This window comes from Desulfosarcina widdelii (genome assembly GCF_009688965.1).
GTDB lineage: Bacteria > Desulfobacterota > Desulfobacteria > Desulfobacterales > Desulfosarcinaceae > Desulfosarcina > Desulfosarcina widdelii.
This window is the reverse complement of the sequence record NZ_AP021875.1, coordinates 2525219-2543147: the sequence shown is the minus strand read 5'-3', so window position 1 is coordinate 2543147 and position 17929 is coordinate 2525219. Positions and strand designations below refer to the sequence as shown.

Below are 17929 nucleotides of genomic sequence, written 5' to 3'. Positions count from 1 at the left end.
TTTGTTATTCCATTTCCTGGCTGATAATTCTCAGCCCTTCCAGGGTTAAATCGGACTCCACATGATCGATGGAGGTGGCGACGTTGGCCATCAGCGGTGCCAACCCACCCGTGGCCAGCACCAGAGGGACCGGGTCTATCTGCTCCTTCATACGCCCTACAATTCCGTCAACCAGTCCGGCGTAGCCGAAAATGATTCCCGATTTGATTCCACTGATCGTGTCTTTTCCGATGACATTTTCGGGCGGCTCGAAGATTTCCACCCTAGGCAGCTTGGAGGCCTCCCGGAACAGGGCTTCAGAGGCGATCATGATACCGGGACTGATGGCCCCGCCCAGATATTCCCCCTTCCCGGAGACGACGTCGAATGTCGTGGCGGTTCCGAAATCGATGATGATCAGGCTTTGACGATACTTACGATAGGCGGCAACGGAATTGACGATCCGGTCGGCCCCTACTTCCGACGGGTTGTGCATCAGGATCGGCATGCGGGTATACGAACGGGCATCCACCCAACGGGGAGTATGCCCCAAATATTTGCGGCAAAAGGAATCCAATATGGTTACCATCGGGGGAACGACACAGGAGATAATGGTTCGTTTAATCGCGCCGGTGTCGATTCCTCCCGTAGCCATCAGGCTGGCAACGATCACATTGAATTCGTCTTCGGTCGTTTTTCGTTCGGTGCGGATGCGCCAATCCTTGACCAGCGTGTCGTTCCGATAAATGCCCATAACGGTGTTGGTGTTGCCTACATCGATGACAAATAACATATTGGACTCCGGTCTACTAGTTGATGGTTACGGAGAAATGTTCAGGATCGACACGGGTCAGGGTCGTGCCCACAGGCAGGTGGATGGCTGCCTTGAGCATGTGGCGCCCCGGAGCAAGCCCATTTAAATCCACGGTGACGGAAAAATCCATATTGGACTCGAGTGCATTGACGGCGGCTTCCGGTCCGCTGACCGTCAGCATGATGGTTTGCGGTTCAATACGATAGTTTGCCAAAGCGCCTCTAACCGAGACAGGGACGTTTTCCAGCACCCGGGTGACGATACGCTCGGTGACCTCCACCCGGGCGACGACAATCCGCAGGGGCGGATCCACGCCGATGGCTTCCGGGAGGTTGAGGGGAACCTCCTTTTTAAACGATTCCGCAGCTTCTTCCAGATTGATGGGGTGCGTTTTGACCGTTTCGATATCGGCCAGCGATCCTGCTGTTCCCTTCAGAACCACACGGTCCGGTTCCAGCTTTACGGCGGTGACCGCGTATCCCGGTGCAACGTTGCCTTCCAGCACGGCGACGACATCGACGGTTTTCAGGACCACCGGCTCCAGGTGGATATTCAGGGAAGGCGTGAGCAGGGCCTTCAGTTTCACTTCCTTGGGCAGAGTCACATCGCTCGGTTCTATCGGCAGTTTGTGGCTTCCTGCTCGCAGGCCGGCAAGATCCAGCTTGCACGAGATGTTCGTGGGAGACACGGTATCGAAGTCGGAAGAACGGCCTGCAACCAACAGGCGGACGATCTGGCTGGACGCGTCTATGAGCAGCAGGTCGTCGGCAAGGTTGGTAAAAGAGACATCGATGGCGATCTCCATCTCCTGTTTCTCTGTCCGGACGATCAGGGCCAGGGTCACAAGACCGAGAACCAGGGGAAGAAGCAGCCACCGGATCCATCTGCCGGCCGAACGTCGCGGGGTTGACGATGAAGATACCATTGGGATTATGCAGACCGAATCGCATCGATGAGGGTTAGGGTGTTACGGGTACGGGCGACATCATGCACCCGGACAATGTGCGCGCCGAATATGGCGGAGGCTGCCACCACAGCCTGGGTGCCCCGGGCCACTTCTGTGGACAGCGGTTCCGGCTCCTCTTGTTCCTTTTCCTTGAGCAGATGGCGAATAAACGCTTTTCGGGAGGCACCGACCAACAGGGGGGCTTCCAATTCGCGAAAGCTGTCAAGGTCTCGAATGATCTGGAGATTATGGTCAACGGTTTTGCCGAATCCGATGCCCGGGTCGAGAATAATGGCGGAACGATCCACGCCGGCGGCCAGCGCCTGCGCCATGGCCTTGGACAGAAACGCTTTGATTTCGGCGATCAGGTCCTCGTAAACCGGTTCGACCTGCATGGTTTTAGGGGTGCCTTTCATGTGCATGAGTACCAGGGGAACCCGACATTCGGCGGCGGTTGCGGCCATCTGCGGGTCTGACCACAGGGCGCTGATGTCGTTAATGATGGTCGCTCCGGCGGCGACGGCCTGGCGGGCTACCGCGGCCTTGGTGGTGTCGATGGAAATCGGAACGGCCACCCGTTCGGCCAGTTGTTCGATCACCGGAACCACGCGCTTCAGTTCTTCCGATTCGCTCACCGGATCCGAAAACGGGCGGGTGGATTCTCCCCCGATGTCGAGGATATCGGCTCCTTCGTCCACCAGTTGCAGACCCTGGGCCACGGCACGGTCCGGTGAGAAGAAATGCCCTCCGTCGGAAAAGGAGTCGGGGGTCACATTGACGATGCCCATGATCCGAGTTTTGGTGCCCAATTCAAGGGTATGCGGGCCGCAGGTGAGCCTGGTCGTCTGTGTGGATGCGCGCAACGGATATCTCCTTGTTCTTTCGGCGTTTGGCTTCGGCTAGGTTGCAACGAAAACCTCCCCAATACAAGTTTTGGGGAGGTTTTTCATGCCGATTTTGTGCTGAGTTTATCCGGAAACCGGGGAGCCCGTGACGGGGCGGTCACGACTTTGGAGCTTCCTCTTCGTCCGTTGAACGGGGAGTATCGTCGGCCGGCGGATCCGTTTGGCTGCCGGTCTTTTCTTCCTTTTCACCGGATTCGCCGGATGTTTCCGGTTCCTGCCTGTCGGCATTGTCACCGGCCTCTTGACTGTCGGCGGCTTTCTCGGGAAGCTGAATCCCCGGCCTCACCTGGCGGATCAGTTCGTCCAGTTCGGCGCCCAGAATGGTCTCTTTTTCCAGCAGTTGTTCGGCCAGTTTATGCAGCACGTCCAGGTGCTCGGTGAGTACGGACCTGGCCCGTTCATAGGATTGTGTTACCAGGTTGTTGATTTCGCTGTCGATTTTTCTGGCCGTCTCTTCCGAATAGTCGCGATGCTGGGCGATTTCCCGGCCCAGGAACACCTGTTCTTCGTCTTTGGCGAAGGAGAGCGGACCGAGGGCCTCGCTCATGCCCCAACTGCGGATCATCTGCTGGGCCAGTTCCGTGGCTTTCTTGATGTCGTTGGCGGCGCCGGTGCTGATGCGGTTGAAAACGATCTCCTCCGCCACACGGCCGCCGAAGGCGATGGCCAGTTCGGCTTCCAATTGATCCTTGTAACGGAAATCCCGTTCTTCCGGTAGAAACCAGGTAACGCCGGCGGCCCGGCCGCGGGGAATGATGGTGATTTTATTGACCGCATCGGTTCCGGGAATGAAGCGGGCCACCAGCGCATGTCCACCCTCGTGGTAGGCCGTGGTGAGCCGATCCTCCTCTTTGATTACCTTGGATTTTCTTTCGAGGCCCATGTAGACCTTGTCCTTGGAGTCCTCGAAATCCATCATGTCCAGCCGTTCCTTGTCGCGTTTGGCAGCCAGCAGGGCCGCTTCGTTGACCAGGTTTTCCAGGTCCGCACCGGAAAAACCGGGCGTACCTTTGGCCAGCACCACAGGATCCACATCCGAAGCGATGGGGGTGCGCTTCATGTGCACCCGCAGGATTTTTTCCCGGCCCTTGATGTCGGGCAGCGACACCACGACCTGGCGGTCGAAACGTCCGGGACGCAACAGGGCCGGGTCCAGTACGTCGGGACGGTTGGTAGCCGAAATGAGGATGACGCCTTCGTTGGATTCGAATCCATCCATTTCCACGAGAAGCTGATTGAGGGTCTGTTCACGCTCGTCATGGCCGCCGCCCAGCCCGGCGCCGCGGTGGCGTCCGACGGCATCGATCTCGTCGATGAAAATGATGCAGGGGGCGTTCTTCTTGCCCTGAACGAACAGGTCCCGCACGCGCGAGGCGCCCACACCGACGAACATTTCCACGAAGTCGGAGCCGCTGATACTGAAAAAAGGAACGCCGGCCTCGCCGGCAATGGCCCGGGCCAGCAAAGTTTTACCGGTGCCCGGAGGCCCCATGAGCAAAACGCCCTTGGGAATGCGGCCGCCCAGGCGGGTGAATTTTTTGGGGTCTCTCAGAAAGTCAACGATTTCTCCCAGTTCCTCTTTGGCCTCGTCGATGCCGGCCACATCCTCGAAGGTCACCTTCTCCTGCTGATCAGAAAGCAGGCGGGCCCGGCTTTTGCCGAAGGACATGGCCTTGCCGCCGCCGCTTTGCATCTGGCGCATGAAAAATATCCACACGCCGATGAGGACAATCATGGGGAACCAGGAGACCAGAACGGACATGTACCAGGGGGATTCGGCCGGCGGTTTGGCATTGATCGTTACGCCTTTGTCTTTCAGTCGCTGGATCAAAGCGGGGTCCTGGGGGGCGTAAATCTTGAAGTGGCTGCGATTGAGATCTGTAACGCGAATCTCCTGGCCTTGAATGGTGACTTCGGACACCCGGTCGGCTTCCACCATGGCTAAAAATTCGGAGTAGCTGATGTCGTTCTGGGTGAGCTGCTGCTGATTGAACAAATTGTACAGCATGACCATCATCAGGGTGATGACCAGCCACAGGGCCAGGTTCTTATAAAATGGATTCAAGAGCGATTTCCTCCTCGCGACGCTTTTTGGAATCTAACAGTTTCCTGCATTCGGTTTCGTACCGGCCCACCTCCCGGACCCGCACAGATTAGGATCATATTAACCATCATCGGGTGTCAAGCAAGAAAAATTCGATGTTGAGAATTTGCGACGTCCGCGAGGTCACTTTTACGCGCTCGTCGATGCGCTGGCCGATCAGCCAGACGATGCCCCGTCGATCCGCCAGTATCGCGGATATAGATCGGTCCCGACGGGCGATCCGATGGTCGATGAAAAATTTTTTTAACTTCTGCCGGCCGCCGGCACCCAAAGGGCAAAACCGGTCACCGGGCGCCGGTCGACGGACGGTCAACGGAAGGGCAAGGCGGTCGAAATCCAGATATGCGCGGTTCGGTTCTATGGCCGTCCATGGCGGCAAATGACCGCGGGAACAAAAGGAGAATCTCAACCCGATCCCCATTTCCCGGATTTCAAAATTTTCCGGAAGTGGCCCGTCAAGGACCTTTTTGATCCAAGTGGCCTTTTCTGTCTTTGCTGCCGCGGATCTGCGCCGATGATGGGGAACGACAGAAAGCGTCAACCGGTCGCCGATCCGCCGGGCGCGAAGTCCGCCGGGGAGATGGCACTCTTTGCCGTCGCTGCCGGTCAACAGCCGGCTGATGGCATGGATGTGGGAAAATTCGATCCTGCGCAGATTGCCGGCGACCTCTTCTATGGCCGCCCGGATCAGGCGGCGCATCAGGGCGGTATGAATTGTCCGCAGGCGGTCTACGGAAAGGACTACCTCGTCTTTTTTACGACCGATTGTCGTTTTCGGGTATTCTTGCGCTACCAGATCCCCGATCCAGGACTCTTCCGTTCGCATAACATCAGCCAAGCGATTGAGGTGCTCCCCGATGCGTGGATTGTAGGCCGATGTCAGCAACGGCAACAGATCGTGTCGAATCCGATTTCTCAGGAACCTGGCGTCATCGTTGGATGCGTCGCGCATGCCGGAAATGTTTTCAGCTTCTATGTAAGCTTCGATTTGTGCGCGGCGGGCGTGGATTAAGGGGCGGATAATGCGGTTTTCTTTTGTCGGAGCGATGCCCGCCAATCCGCGCGGCCCGGTGCCGCGCAATAAAGCCAGCAGCAACTGCTCGGCATTGTCGTCCATATGGTGGCCCAGGGCCAGCTTGTTGTATCCCCTCTCGGCCATGACCTTGTTAAAAAAGGCGTAGCGCACCCGGTGACCCGCCTCTTCCAGGGAAAGGCCCAGTTTGCGTTTGACGTTGACAACCCTGGCCCGGCCGACATGGCAGGGGACACCCAGGGCTGCCGCTTCCCGGCTCACGAAATCCGCCTCTTTTTCGGCCGTCTCGCCCCGCAGGCAGTGGTTGAGATGCGCCACCCCCAATTCGATTTTGTCGGCAAAAGGCGGCTTGACCAGCAGGTGGAGCAGCGCCATTGAATCCGGACCCCCGGAAACCCCCACCAGCACCCGATCTCCGGAGTCCAGCATGTTGTGGGCGACCAGTGTCCGACGGACTGTGGCCGCAAGTGATTTGCGATCAGATATAGTTGAGGATGGTGGCATGAATCAGTTCGGCATTTTTCCGATCCCAATAGCCGACATAGCCGCAGCGGACGGCCACTTCGGTCATGTCGTAGCGGACGGTCCGGATTGTTACCGTAACCGGCGAACCTTCGCTCTGACGGGCCTTTATGGTCGTCTCGCTACCGGTCTGGTTTTTCTCTTCGATGGTGATTTTGAGATACTCCAAGCTCAGGATGACCGCTTTTTCGGTCGTATCGAAATTCTTGGCATACGAACGAATCAATTCTCCTTTGACCCAAGTGTAGACGCCGGCCCCGGCCCCGGCCCCGACGATCAAGGCCGCACAGCCGGCCGTCGTTACCAGGGCCGCCAGCAAGATAATCGCAACAGCGTTTCGCACCATTTCGTTTCCTCCCGGTTTAAGGTTTTCTTTGATCTATTGCATGCCCGTCGGTAAGTCAATACCGCAGGGCTTATGGAGTCCGGCCGTTGAAAGGGGCGTCCACTTAACTCTTGAAAAGTGGCTGTGGATCGTATTATAGGGTGCCCGGTTGTGCTAGGCGGGGAGCCAGCGGTGCCCTTTACCCGAAATCCGCTTTATGCGGGGCCGAATTCCCCCCTTAGGGTTAATCCCGAGAAAATCAGGTCGCTTTGACCGGCCGCCGCGCAACAGACAGTCTCGAACCTCGTCAGGTCCGGAAGGAAGCAGCGATAAGGGATGCGGTCTGTGTCGTGGATCGATCCCGGTCACACGGTGGCCTCGATTTTTCGGATCAGTTCGACGGGGGGTGCACAACCATTTCACCCGCCATTCGTTTGATCTCTTTTTCCGATTCAACCCATCAAATTTACAATCGATTATTATTCTTAGAACAACACCCACCGATTCCTTGACAAGCCATCATCCGGTCTTATTTTCTGTCAACTTTGCGGGTCCCCATGGAAGTCAACAGCTTAAAATTCAAGTGGTTCCAGGCCATGGGGCGCCCACCGACCGCAAAGAGGATTACAGCCAGTGAAATCAGGAGAGACAGGAGCCGATGGCACAGAAGAAGAAAATCGTGATCGAGGACGAAAACGAGAAAAATCCACAAAGCGAGGCCCCCGAAGCTGCAGTTCAAGAAGAGGCTGCAGAAAAAACCGAGCATGATGGAAAATCTTTAAAGGAGCTCGAGGAGAAGTTGGCCGAGGCCCGGGCGCAGGCCGATGATCATCACGACCGCATGCTCCGGATGGCCGCCGAGTTGGACAATGTCAGGAAACGAACCTCGCGTGAAATGGAAGACGTCAGAAAATATGCCACCGAAAACCTGATCCGTCAGTTGCTGAACGTGGTGGACAACCTGGAACGGGCCATCGCTTCGGCCTCACCCGAAAACCAGAATGACAAGGGCGTGGTTGACGGGGTCGCGTTGACGCTGGCCGAGATTACCAAAATTCTCGAAAAGCATCATGTGAAACCCATCGAGGCGATGGGCGAGCCGTTCGATCCGGCCTTTCACCAGGCCATGAGCCAGGAGGAGCGGTCCGATCATCCGTCCAACACGGTCGTTCAGGAGTTCCAAAAGGGATACCTGATGCATGATCGGCTGTTGCGTCCCGCCATGGTGGTTGTGTCGAAAAACAGTCAAAATGGGCAGCCGAACGAAAAAGCGGTCGATACCCAAGCATAAATTTATCGCACTATAAATACCGTCGAAGGTAAGGAGGACATCAAATGGGCAAGATTATCGGAATCGATCTCGGGACCACCAACTCCTGTGTGGCCATTATGGAAGGTGGAGACGCCAAGGTCATCACCAATCCCGAAGGCGGACGGACCACCCCATCCATCGTGGCCGTCAGCGAAAGCGGTGAGCGAATGGTTGGACAGATCGCCAAACGCCAGGCCATTACCAACCCGGAGAACACCGTATTCGCCGTCAAACGGCTGATCGGTAGAAAGTTCAGCTCTGCTGAGGTCCAGAAAGACCTTAAAATCCTTCCTTACAAAATCAAAGAGGCGGAAAACGGAGACGTGCGCATCGATTTGCGGGGTAAGCTGCACAGCCCGGCGGAAATCTCCTCTTTCATTCTGGCGCATATCAAAAAATACGCCGAGGACTATCTGGGAGAGTCCGTTACCGATGCGGTCATCACCGTGCCGGCGTACTTCAACGACAGCCAGCGCCAGGCCACCAAGGACGCCGGCAAGATTGCCGGCCTCAATGTCTTGCGTATCATCAACGAACCCACGGCCGCTTCGCTGGCCTATGGCCTGGACAAACGCAGCGAAGAGAAGATCGCCGTTTTCGACCTCGGCGGCGGAACTTTCGACATCTCCATCCTGGAAATCGGCGAAGGGGTATTCGAGGTCAAGGCCACCAACGGCGATACCCACCTGGGCGGCGAGGATTTCGATCTTCGTCTTATCGACTATCTGGCCGACGAATTCAAAAAAGATCAGGGCATTGACCTGAGAAGCGACAAGATGGCCCTGCAGCGGCTTAAGGAAGCGGCGGAAAAGGCCAAAATGGAACTCTCTTCCTCCATGGAAACCGATGTCAACCTGCCGTTTATTACCGCGGACGCCAGCGGCCCCAAACACCTCAACGTTAAAATCACCCGGGCCAAGCTGGAAGGTCTTGTCGCCGACCTGCTGGACAAGTTGGACGCCCCCTGCCGGACCGCGGTGAAGGACGCCGGGCTTTCCAGTGGCGATATCGACGAGGTGATCCTGGTGGGCGGCATGACCCGCATGCCGGCCGTTCAGGAACGCGTCAAAAAGATTTTCGGCAAGGAGCCGCACAAGGGCGTCAACCCCGACGAAGTGGTTGCGCTGGGTGCCGGAATCCAGGGCGGTGTACTCAAAGGGGATGTAAAGGATGTTCTGCTGCTGGATGTGACCCCGCTTTCTCTGGGTATCGAAACCCTGGGCGGCGTAATGACCCGCCTGATCGACAAAAACACCACCATCCCGACCCGCAAGAGCCAGGTTTTTTCTACGGCGGCGGATAATCAGCCGGCGGTTTCCATCCATGTGCTTCAGGGCGAACGCGAGATGGCCGCCAGCAACAAGACCCTGGGCCGTTTTGAACTGGTGGGCATTCCGCCGGCTCCCCGCGGCGTCCCCCAGATCGAGGTGACCTTCGACATTGACGCCAACGGTATCGTCAATGTGTCCGCCAAAGATACGGCTACCGGCAAAGAACAGTCCATTCAGATTACCGCCTCCAGCGGGCTTTCCAAAGAGGAGATCGACAATCTGGTCAAGGATGCCGAGCTGCATGCGGACGAAGATAAGAAGAAAAGGGAACTGGTCGAGGCACGCAACCACGCCGATACCTTGATTTATACCACTGAAAAATCGCTGAAGGATCTTGGCGACAAGGTGGATGCCGAAACGCGCGGCAATATCGAAAGCGCTTCCGCGGATCTCAAAAAGGCCATGGAAAGCGACGATGTCGAGGAGATCAAGCGGTTGAGCGAAGCGCTCACCCAGGCCTCCCACAAGGTGGCAGAAGCCATGTACAAGCAGGCTTCCGAAGCCGGCGCCGCCGGTGCGACCGGTCCGGGGACCGAAGCCGGTGCCGACAGTGGCGCCGGGGCCGCCAATCCTGACGATGACGTGGTCGATGCCGATTTCGAAGAAGTGAAAGATAAAGAGAAATAGATAAAAAACAGTGTTAAGTGTTAAGTGTTAAGTGATTAAGCAGAGGAATGCTTTCGATCTATAAAATCGATTTTTTAGCCTCGCTTAAAACTTAACCACTTAACACTTAACACTGAGATTGACAGCCTGCCCATTGGTTGTTCACCTTCCCCCATCCCCGAGCGATTTTATTTTTCCTCACGATTCTCCGGTTTAAAACTCTCCGCCTGGCCGCCGTATTGTTTGCGAAGCTTCGGTTTTTCGATTTTACCGGTGGGATTTCGCGGAACATCCCCAAAAATAGTCTTGCGGGGACGTTTGTAGCGGGGCAGTGCGGTGCAAAAATCCTCTACTTCCGTTCGGGTCAATTCGCAGCCGGGCTTTGGATTGATGATGGCCGCGGCAATTTCTCCCAGGCGCAGGCTCGGCAAACCGATCACGGCCGCATCCATAATTTTCGGATGGCCCATGAGAAAATCTTCAATTTCCACAGGATAGATGTTCTCTCCTCCGGTAATGATGACATCCTTTTTGCGGTCCACCAGCCAGATAAAACCTTCCTCATCCTGGCGGGCCACATCCCCGGTCAACAGCCAGCCGTCTACGATGGTGTCGGCCGTGGCTTCGGGGTTGCGGTAATATTCCTTCATGACACCGGGCCCCTTGACAACCAGTTCTCCAGGGCTTCCCGGAGGAACCGGCTTCATTTGGTCATCGACAATTTGAACTTCCCAGTCGAAACCGGGAACGCCGATGGCCCCCACCTTATGCATGTTTTCGAGACCCAGATGCACGCAGCCGGGACCGGTGCTCTCCGTCAGTCCGTAATTGGTGTCGTACTGATGGCCGGGAAAGACCTTGTGCCACTGCTTGATCAGGCTCGATGGAACCGGCTGGGCGCCGATATGCATCAGGCGCCACTGGTCCAGGTTGTAATCCTTTGTTTTCAGGTCTCCGCTCTGGATGGCAAACAGCAGGTCCAGGGCCCAGGGTACCAGCAGCCAGACGATGGTTACCTGCTCTTCGGAAATGGCTTCCAATATCCAACGCGGTTCGATGCCCTTGAGAATTACGGCTCGGGCGCCAGCGATGAAGTTGCCGAACCAGTGCATTTTTGCACCTGTATGATACAAAGGAGGGATGCACAAAAAGTTGTCGGCGTGGGTCTGGTTGTGGTGGCGGTTTTCCACATAGCAGGCGTGTTCCAGATTTCGGTGGGTCAGCCGGGTGGCCTTGGGGGTGCCGGTGGTGCCGGAGGTAAAATAAAGGGCTGCATCGTCACAAATATCGATGGGCACATTGGGGTCGATGCCCGGATACTCGGCGATGAGTTGTTCCAGCGACTCGGCCCAGGAAGGGCGCATTTTTTCAGGCCCCGTAAAAATGAACGTTTGCACGTTTCTCTTGATTTGATCCCGAATTTTCTCGACCCGGTCAATAAACTCCTCACCGAAAATAAAGGCCTTGGCTTCGGCGGTATGGGTGCAGTTGGCGATGGTTTTGGACACGAAGCGAAAGTTTAAGGGCACGGCCCAGGCGCCTGTTCTCAGGATGCCGAAATAGGTCGGCAGCCATTGAATGCAATTCATCATCAGATGGACGACGCGATCCCCTTTGCGAATCCCCCTGGCCATGAGGGCCTGGGCAATGGCGTTGGCCTGGTGGTCAAAGGCTTCCCAGGTGATTTCCACCCTGCGGCCGATTTCTGGCGCCCTCTCGATGAGTGCTGTTTCCCGACCGTACACTCTGGCGTTTCTGGCCAGGATTTCAGTAATGAGCATGATGGGCTCCCTTATTTTCTCAAGCTGTGGGTTGTTTCTTTATCAAAGAGGGGGCAATAACAAAATGACGGCTGGCGGTCAAGACGGCCTGCGATCATTTGCGACAGCCTTGTGGAAGATCGCTTTTCAGACGACTTCGTGAAAAGACCGAGACCCCCCGCTAAACACCAGACGGGACAAGAAGGATTGCGAGTCCCGAGGAAGAAGGCGTACATAAAGGTACTCCGTACTGACTATGGATACGCTTACCGCAGATATAGGCCTTTTCACGAAGTCGTCAATTGTCTTGTCAACGCCGGTAGCAGGCATTATGATGCAGATGATCCCAGCGGGACGGCGATTGTACAAACGGAGCACGGGATCATTTCTCTATCGGTCGTGCCAGTAACGAAAAGAGACCCCCATGATTGTTTTCGACGGAACGTACATGCTGGAGCGCAAAGAGGATCCCGGTGCGACGTCGACCCATGGATGTGCCTGGAGGGTGAAAATTATCGACCTGTCATCGGCCGATCCTTCGCATCCTCACATTCGACCCCATGCTGTGCTGGCCTTGCGCAAAGAGGGGGGAATTTTTAAAACCAGCTGTGCGGAAAGCCTGGGAAAACGCGTATGTACGGATTTCGACCTGAAGGTGGAGGACCTTTTGTGGGTCGAAACCTTCCCCGATCTACCGGGATCGTTTTACGTGGCGGTTTTCACCCCCAGATACCATGAGACGGAAATGCACTACAGCGTTACCTGGCGGCCCATATTGGAGAACGAGCGGGCTGCCGTGGCCCCCTGGTTCTGAAATCGGGCTTTGAAATATGGGTTGAATGTTCCTTCGGTTTTCACTAAAATGCGCTCCTATCCAAAAGCCATATGTCTTTTGGCCTTTTTTGCCGGCCATCCCTGTGGGTAATTACCACCAAACGCGTTGATTTTTTATCGACGGCATCAGCGGATGCCAATAGTACGGCAGCTTTGGGCCTTGTCAACGATAAGCGGAATTTATCAATCGTCACAATAAGGAAGTGCATGATGAAGGTTCTTGTAAGCGACAATCTGGGTGAAGACGGGATTCGCATGTTTCAGGAAGCGGCAGGCATCGATGTGGATGTGAAAACGGGGCTGGAACCGGACGCCCTCAAGGAGATTATCGCCTCATACGATGCCCTGGTCATCCGCAGTGCCACCAAGGTCACCAAAGATCTTCTGCAGGCTGCATCGAAACTCAAAGTGGTCGGACGCGCAGGGATCGGACTGGACAATGTGGATATCCCGGAGGCGACCCAGCGCGGGATTGTGGTCATGAACACGCCAACGGGAAACGTGATCACGACTGCCGAACACGCCATTGCCATGATGCTCTCTTTGACCCGCAACATCCCCACGGGAACCGCCTCGCTGCGGCAGGGCCGCTGGGAGAAAAAAAAGCTGCAGGGCCGTGAAATATTCAACAAAACGCTGGGCGTCATCGGGTTCGGGAAAATCGGCGCCATCGTGGCTGACCGTGCCCGCGGATTGCGGATGAACGTCATTATCCACGATCCTTTCGTCACCCCGGAGCAGATTCAGAAGGCGGGCTTCGAAAGCGTCGATCTGGACGGCCTGTACGAACGCGCCGATTATATCACCGTGCACGTCCCCAAATTGAAAAATACGATTGGAATGCTGAACAAGGCGGCATTCGAGAAAATGAAGCCCGGCGTGATGATCGTCAACTGCGCCCGGGGCGGAATCGTAGACGAAAGCGACCTGTACGAGGCCCTCGAATCCGGCAGGGTTGCCGGTGCAGCCCTGGACGTTTTCGAAACCGAACCGCCGGGCAAAAGCCCGCTTGTCGAACACGAACGGGTCATCTGCACGCCGCATCTGGGTGCCTCCACCCGGGAGGCCCAGACCAATGTGGCCGTAGCCGTCGCCCGTCAGATCATCGATTTCCTGACCGAAGGAACGGTGGTCAATGCGGTCAACATGCCTTCGGTGACTGGAGAAGTGCTGGAAAAAATCGGCCCCTATCTGACCCTGGCCGATCGCATGGGGTGTCTTCAGGCCCAACTGGTGCGGGGGCCCATCAAAGAGGTGGTCATCGAATTCTGCGGGGATTTCAAGGGGATTGATCTTTCGCCCGTGTCCACTGCGGTTCTCAAAGGCATTCTGACACCCGTGGTCAAAGACGACGTGAATTTCGTCAATGCCCATGTCATGGCCCAGCAAAGGGGCATTACGGTGACGGAGACCAGCAGCGCCGAATCGGATTATTATGTCAACCAGATTACCGTCCGGGCGATCAGCACCGAGATGGAGAGCGTGGTTTCGGGAACGATTTTCGGCAAGAAAGACCCGCGGATCGTCAAGATCGACAAATTTCGTCTGGAAATGATCCCCGAAGGCCACATGGCCCTGATCCAGAATATCGACAAACCCGGCTCCATCGGTGAAATCGGCACGACGTTGGGCCAGCATCAAATCAACATCGGCAGAATGCAGGTGGGGCAGGAGGAAGAGGGGGATCGCAACATTGTCTTTCTGACGACCGACACCCCGATTCCCGAGGACGTCGTTGAAAAGATGCGCCAACTTTCCCTGGTTAAGACCGTTACGCCATTAGAATTTTAACCGCTTCGAAAAAAACCGGCCAAGGAGTTCGCCATGACCGATGAAAAACAGACCAAAACAGATAGTGCAGGTTCGGGCGCCCAGGCACCGTTGCCCGCGATCAATTTCGCTACTTTCATTTTTTCGCTGAATTCGTCGGCCCTGGTTCAACTGGGAATGATGGAAGATCCCATGACCGGAGAGAAGTCCGAGAATCTGCCGCTGGCCAAACAGACCATTGACATTCTTTCCATGCTGGAAGAGAAGACCAGGGGGAATCTGGACACCGACGAAGCGGCCATGCTCAAGAATATCCTCTACGACCTGCGCATCCATTACGTGAAGGCAAAGAGGTAGCCCGACGCAGCCGCCACTGATCACAAAACCGTTTTGCGTGAAGGCGCCGGCGAAGATCAACCTCTTTTTACGCGTCACCGGCAGGCGCCCCGACGGGTTTCATGAACTCGTTTCCCTCATGTGCCCCGTGGCGTTGTACGACAACCTGACGCTGACACCTGCAAAACAGGGCATCCATGTCATCTGTGGCCACCCGGATGTTCCCGAAGATGCCTCCAACCTGGCGGACCGAGCGGCCCGCCTGTTTATGGAAACCGCAATTCACGAATCCTTTCCCTCCGTATCCGGTTTGACCATCCAGATCGACAAAAAGATTCCCGTGGGTGCGGGACTCGGGGGGGGCAGCAGCGATGCCGCCGCCGTACTGACGGCCCTGAACCGCCATCGGGGATACCCTCTTTCCACAGCGGCGCTCATGGAGCTGGCCGGGCGCCTCGGCGCCGACGTTCCCTTTTTCATCCAGGGGGGTGCGGCGTTGGCAACCGGTATCGGCGACCGGCTCGAGCCCTTTTCCCATCTGACTTCCTGGACGGCCCTGCTGGTCTATCCCAACGTGGCCGTATCCACTGCCTGGGTCTATAAAAATCTGAATTTAAGATTGACAAAAGACGAAAAAAAACTTAGAAAATTTCACTTTAAAGGCCGGTTTTTCAACGTCGCTGAACATCTGGTCAACGATTTGGAACCCGTGACCGCCAAGGCGTTTCCGGTCATTGAAGAGATAAAGCGTTTGCTGCTGGCACATGGAGCGGCCGGGGCCATGATGTCCGGCAGTGGCTCGACCGTGTTCGGACTTTTTGAGACGCCCGGACGAGCCAAATCAGCGTATTCAGCCTTGTGTGACAATCAGCGGAGTCAAAACTGGACGCTTTATGTCGCGGATCTTTTGATCCACCGGCCGGTTATTGCCTGAGCAAGAAGTGAGGCGGCCGGCGTAACCTGCTGGGGCGTCGTCAAGTGGTAAGACACAGGATTTTGGTTCCTGCATTCGGAGGTTCGAATCCTCCCGCCCCAGCCAACCCAAAGAAACAGGAGTAGCGTTCAGAAAGTGACACCAAAAAACGGAAGCCTCTGTCTTTTTGCAGGTAACTCGAATCCGGATCTGGCGAGAAAAATCGCCGAATACCTGAATATGTCCCTTTGCGGCGCCGTGGTGAAGCGGTTCAGCGACGGCGAGATCCAGATAGAAATCGATGAAAATGTACGGACCAAGGATGTGTTCGTCATTCAGTCCACCTGCGACCCGGTGAACGATAACCTGGTCGAGTTGCTTCTCATGGTGGATGCGCTGAAACGAGCCTCGGCCAGGCGGATCACCGCTGTCATTCCATATTACGGTTATGCCCGGCAGGACAAAAAAGTTGCCCCGCGGGTGCCCATCAGCGCCAAACTGGTGGCCGACCTGCTGACGACAGCCGGAGCGACGCGGGTGATTACCATGGATCTGCACGCTGGTCAGATCCAGGGTTTTTTCAATATTCCGGTGGACAACCTCTATGCGGCCCCGGTGCTTTTGGACTACATCAAGGCCAATTTCAATAAAGACCTGGTCATCGTTTCGCCGGATGCCGGAGGCGTGGAGCGTGCCCGGGCGTTCGCCAAGCGGCTGAATGCCGGACTGGCCATCGTCGACAAACGGCGCTCGGCACCCAACAAGGCCCAGGCCATGGCGGTGATTGGCGACGTGAAAGACAAGATCGTCATCATCCAGGACGATATGATCGATACGGCCGGTACCCTTACCGAAGCAGTCAATGCCATCGTTGAACGTGGTGCCAGAGAGGTTCATGCCTGCTGCGCCCACCCGGTGCTTTCCGGACCGGCGGTGGACCGTATCAACGCTTCGCCGATTACCAGCATTGTTTGTACGGACACCATTCCGCTGAACGAAAAGGCGGCGACCTGCAATAAAATTAAAGTGCTTTCCATCTCCAATCTGGTAGGGGAGGCCATTATCCGAAGTTACACCGGGGATTCGGTGACATCCCTGTTCGTGTAATATTCTTTAAGGAGGAACAGATCGTTGGAAATAATGAACCTGAGAGCAACCCTGCGGGAGACCGTGGGTAACGGACCTTCGCGGGCCCTGCGGCGGGAGGGAAAGGTCCCCGCTATTTTGTATGGCCCCAATACCGAACCGGTCAAACTGACCATCGACAAGTTGGACCTGGAACCCATTTTCAAGAGCGGGGCCGTGGCCCAGAAACTGCTGAAACTCGATATCGATGGTGTCGACGACACCACCAACGTCATGGTGAAAGAGATTCAAAAGCATCCCGTTTCACACAACTTGCTGCATCTGGATCTTTACCGGGTGTCCATGGATCAGAAAATCAAGGTCATGGTTCCCGTGGTAACGACTGGGAAGTGCGTCGGCGTGGAGATGGGCGGCATGCTGCAGATCATCCGCCGCGAACTGGAAGTTTTCTGCCTGCCCGATCAGATTCCGGAAACAATCGCCGTCGATATCACCGACCTGGACATCGGAGATTCCCTTCACGTGGAAGACGTCCAACTGGAAGGGGATGTCGAGGTGTCGGCGGAGGTCAACTTTACCATTTTGACCATTCTCAGTCCCAAGGCTGAAGAAGAGGAAGTGGAAGGCGAAGAAGAGGAAGAGATGGCTGAAGAGGGTGAAGAAGCCGCCGAAGCCGGCGAAGAACCTGCAGCCGAATAGCCGGATGAACCGGCAGCCGATCACCGAAGGGCGCTGGCTGCCGGCGATGTAATGACACACGGCAGAACGATGCTCATCGTCGGGCTCGGCAATCCTGGCCCGACGTACACCCTGACCCGCCATAACATCGGGTTTCAGCTGGTTGACCGAGTGGTGCAAAAACACCGGTTGGTCTCCGTAAAAAGCCCGATCCAGGCGGAAATCGCCGAAGGAAATATCGCCGGTATTCCCGTGCTGGCGGCCAAGCCCCTGGCCTATATGAACCGCTCCGGCGGCCCGGTACGCGATGTCCTGCAAGCGCAAGGGATTCCATGCGAGGATATGGTCGTCATCCATGATGACATTGACCTTGCTTATGAAAGATTGAAAATCAAAGAGAAAGGGGGGGATGGAGGACACAATGGATTGCGGTCCCTGATCGATGCCCTGGGGACCGACCAATTCGTAAGGGTGCGAATGGGTGTCGGACGGCCCGAAGCCGATATTGGGGTGGTGGAATACGTTCTCGGCAATTTCGATGCGAATCAGCGCCTTGCTTTGAACGAATTTCTGTCACGGGCCATCGCGGCCGTCGAAACGATCCTTTGCGAAGGCGCAAGGGAAGCCATGAATCGGTTTAATAAAAAACCTTGATTTCACGCTAACGACTGAATG

Annotated in this window: 16 protein-coding genes, 1 tRNA gene and 1 other RNA gene; 11 read left to right on the top strand and 7 right to left on the bottom strand. The window is 56.1% G+C overall.

The features are described from left to right. Nucleotides 1–4: 4 nt before the first annotated feature. The 6 genes from GN111_RS12015 to GN111_RS11990 form a co-directional block, all read right to left on the bottom strand. Nucleotides 5–772 (bottom strand): type III pantothenate kinase, encoded by a 768-nt coding sequence (locus GN111_RS12015; protein ID WP_155303974.1) that lies wholly within the window; start codon nt 770–772, stop codon nt 5–7. Between the two features lie 16 nt (nt 773–788). Next, nucleotides 789–1718, bottom strand: coding sequence for a CdaR family protein (locus GN111_RS12010; RefSeq protein ID WP_155303973.1), 930 nt, complete (start codon nt 1716–1718; stop codon nt 789–791). Nucleotides 1719–1723: 5 nt separating this feature from the next. Continuing rightward, the gene (folP, locus tag GN111_RS12005) at nt 1724–2602 is read right to left on the bottom strand and encodes a dihydropteroate synthase (protein WP_231715725.1); all 879 of its coding nucleotides are present in this window, start codon (nt 2600–2602) and stop codon (nt 1724–1726) included. A 139-nt stretch (nt 2603–2741) separates the two neighbouring features. Then, a complete protein-coding gene (ftsH, locus tag GN111_RS12000) occupies nt 2742–4709 on the bottom strand; it encodes an ATP-dependent zinc metalloprotease FtsH (RefSeq protein ID WP_155303972.1) in 1968 nt (655 codons plus the stop codon). A gap of 106 nt (nt 4710–4815) precedes the next feature. Beyond that, complete coding sequence (tilS, locus tag GN111_RS11995) at nt 4816–6285, bottom strand: tRNA lysidine(34) synthetase TilS (RefSeq protein WP_155303971.1); 1470 nt, start codon at nt 6283–6285, stop codon at nt 4816–4818. Continuing rightward, a complete protein-coding gene (locus GN111_RS11990; RefSeq protein ID WP_155303970.1) occupies nt 6260–6649 on the bottom strand; it encodes a DUF3568 family protein in 390 nt (129 codons plus the stop codon). Before GN111_RS11990 ends, tilS begins: the two co-directional genes overlap by 26 nt. Nucleotides 6650–6797: 148 nt before the next feature. Here GN111_RS11990 and ffs point away from each other — a divergent pair. The 3 genes from ffs to dnaK all read left to right on the top strand — a co-directional run bounded on the left by ffs (nt 6798) and on the right by dnaK (nt 9898). Then, nucleotides 6798–7042, top strand: an RNA gene (gene ffs / locus GN111_RS11985) — signal recognition particle sRNA large type. 244 nt (nt 7043–7286) lie between these two features. Then, nucleotides 7287–7919, top strand: coding sequence for a nucleotide exchange factor GrpE (gene grpE, locus GN111_RS11980; RefSeq protein ID WP_155303969.1), 633 nt, complete (start codon nt 7287–7289; stop codon nt 7917–7919). Between the two features lie 44 nt (nt 7920–7963). Continuing rightward, nucleotides 7964–9898 carry a molecular chaperone DnaK gene (gene dnaK, locus GN111_RS11975; protein WP_155303968.1) on the top strand — a complete coding sequence of 645 codons (1935 nt, stop codon included), beginning with the start codon at nt 7964–7966 and terminating at the stop codon, nt 9896–9898. Nucleotides 9899–10065: 167 nt separating this feature from the next. On the opposite strand, the gene GN111_RS11970 is transcribed toward dnaK, so the two are convergent. Continuing rightward, entirely contained in the window at nt 10066–11658 is a 1593-nt protein-coding gene (locus GN111_RS11970) for a class I adenylate-forming enzyme family protein (RefSeq protein WP_155303967.1), read from the bottom strand. Nucleotides 11659–12061: 403 nt separating this feature from the next. On the opposite strand from GN111_RS11970, the gene GN111_RS11965 reads away from it, so the two are divergent. The 8 genes from GN111_RS11965 (at nt 12062) to pth (ending at nt 17908) form a co-directional block, all read left to right on the top strand. Beyond that, on the top strand, nt 12062–12451 hold the full coding sequence (locus GN111_RS11965) for a hypothetical protein (RefSeq protein WP_155303966.1): 390 nt from the start codon (nt 12062–12064) through the stop codon (nt 12449–12451). A gap of 230 nt (nt 12452–12681) precedes the next feature. After that, nucleotides 12682–14262 carry a phosphoglycerate dehydrogenase gene (gene serA, locus GN111_RS11960; protein ID WP_155307989.1) on the top strand — a complete coding sequence of 527 codons (1581 nt, stop codon included), beginning with the start codon at nt 12682–12684 and terminating at the stop codon, nt 14260–14262. Nucleotides 14263–14295: 33 nt separating this feature from the next. Further along, nucleotides 14296–14598 (top strand): DUF1844 domain-containing protein, encoded by a 303-nt coding sequence (locus GN111_RS11955; RefSeq protein WP_155303965.1) that lies wholly within the window; start codon nt 14296–14298, stop codon nt 14596–14598. A 37-nt stretch (nt 14599–14635) separates the two neighbouring features. Next, entirely contained in the window at nt 14636–15511 is an 876-nt protein-coding gene (gene ispE, locus GN111_RS11950) for a 4-(cytidine 5'-diphospho)-2-C-methyl-D-erythritol kinase (RefSeq protein WP_170302238.1), read from the top strand. Nucleotides 15512–15541: 30 nt separating this feature from the next. After that, nucleotides 15542–15616: transfer RNA gene (locus tag GN111_RS11945), tRNA-Gln, on the top strand. Between the two features lie 30 nt (nt 15617–15646). Beyond that, nucleotides 15647–16597, top strand: a complete 951-nt coding sequence (locus GN111_RS11940; protein ID WP_155303963.1) for a ribose-phosphate diphosphokinase — start codon at nt 15647–15649, stop codon at nt 16595–16597. 33 nt (nt 16598–16630) lie between these two features. Next, entirely contained in the window at nt 16631–17275 is a 645-nt protein-coding gene (locus GN111_RS11935; protein ID WP_155303962.1) for a 50S ribosomal protein L25/general stress protein Ctc, read from the top strand. Nucleotides 17276–17326: 51 nt separating this feature from the next. Then, entirely contained in the window at nt 17327–17908 is a 582-nt protein-coding gene (gene pth, locus GN111_RS11930; RefSeq protein ID WP_155303961.1) for an aminoacyl-tRNA hydrolase, read from the top strand. Nucleotides 17909–17929: the final 21 nt, after the last annotated feature.

Coding starts and splice junctions, on each gene's coding strand:
- GN111_RS12015 (WP_155303974.1), bottom strand. CDS start 772: ATGTTATTTGTCATCGATGTAGGCAACACCAACACCGTTATGGGCATT.
- GN111_RS12010 (WP_155303973.1), bottom strand. CDS start 1,718: ATGGTATCTTCATCGTCAACCCCGCGACGTTCGGCCGGCAGATGGATC.
- GN111_RS11990 (WP_155303970.1), bottom strand. CDS start 6,649: ATGGTGCGAAACGCTGTTGCGATTATCTTGCTGGCGGCCCTGGTAACG.
- pth (WP_155303961.1), top strand. CDS start 17,327: ATGACACACGGCAGAACGATGCTCATCGTCGGGCTCGGCAATCCTGGC.
- tilS (WP_155303971.1), bottom strand. CDS start 6,285: ATGCCACCATCCTCAACTATATCTGATCGCAAATCACTTGCGGCCACA.
- GN111_RS11965 (WP_155303966.1), top strand. CDS start 12,062: ATGATTGTTTTCGACGGAACGTACATGCTGGAGCGCAAAGAGGATCCC.
- serA (WP_155307989.1), top strand. CDS start 12,682: ATGAAGGTTCTTGTAAGCGACAATCTGGGTGAAGACGGGATTCGCATG.
- GN111_RS11955 (WP_155303965.1), top strand. CDS start 14,296: ATGACCGATGAAAAACAGACCAAAACAGATAGTGCAGGTTCGGGCGCC.
- dnaK (WP_155303968.1), top strand. CDS start 7,964: ATGGGCAAGATTATCGGAATCGATCTCGGGACCACCAACTCCTGTGTG.
- GN111_RS11970 (WP_155303967.1), bottom strand. CDS start 11,658: ATGCTCATTACTGAAATCCTGGCCAGAAACGCCAGAGTGTACGGTCGG.
- grpE (WP_155303969.1), top strand. CDS start 7,287: ATGGCACAGAAGAAGAAAATCGTGATCGAGGACGAAAACGAGAAAAAT.
- GN111_RS11935 (WP_155303962.1), top strand. CDS start 16,631: ATGAACCTGAGAGCAACCCTGCGGGAGACCGTGGGTAACGGACCTTCG.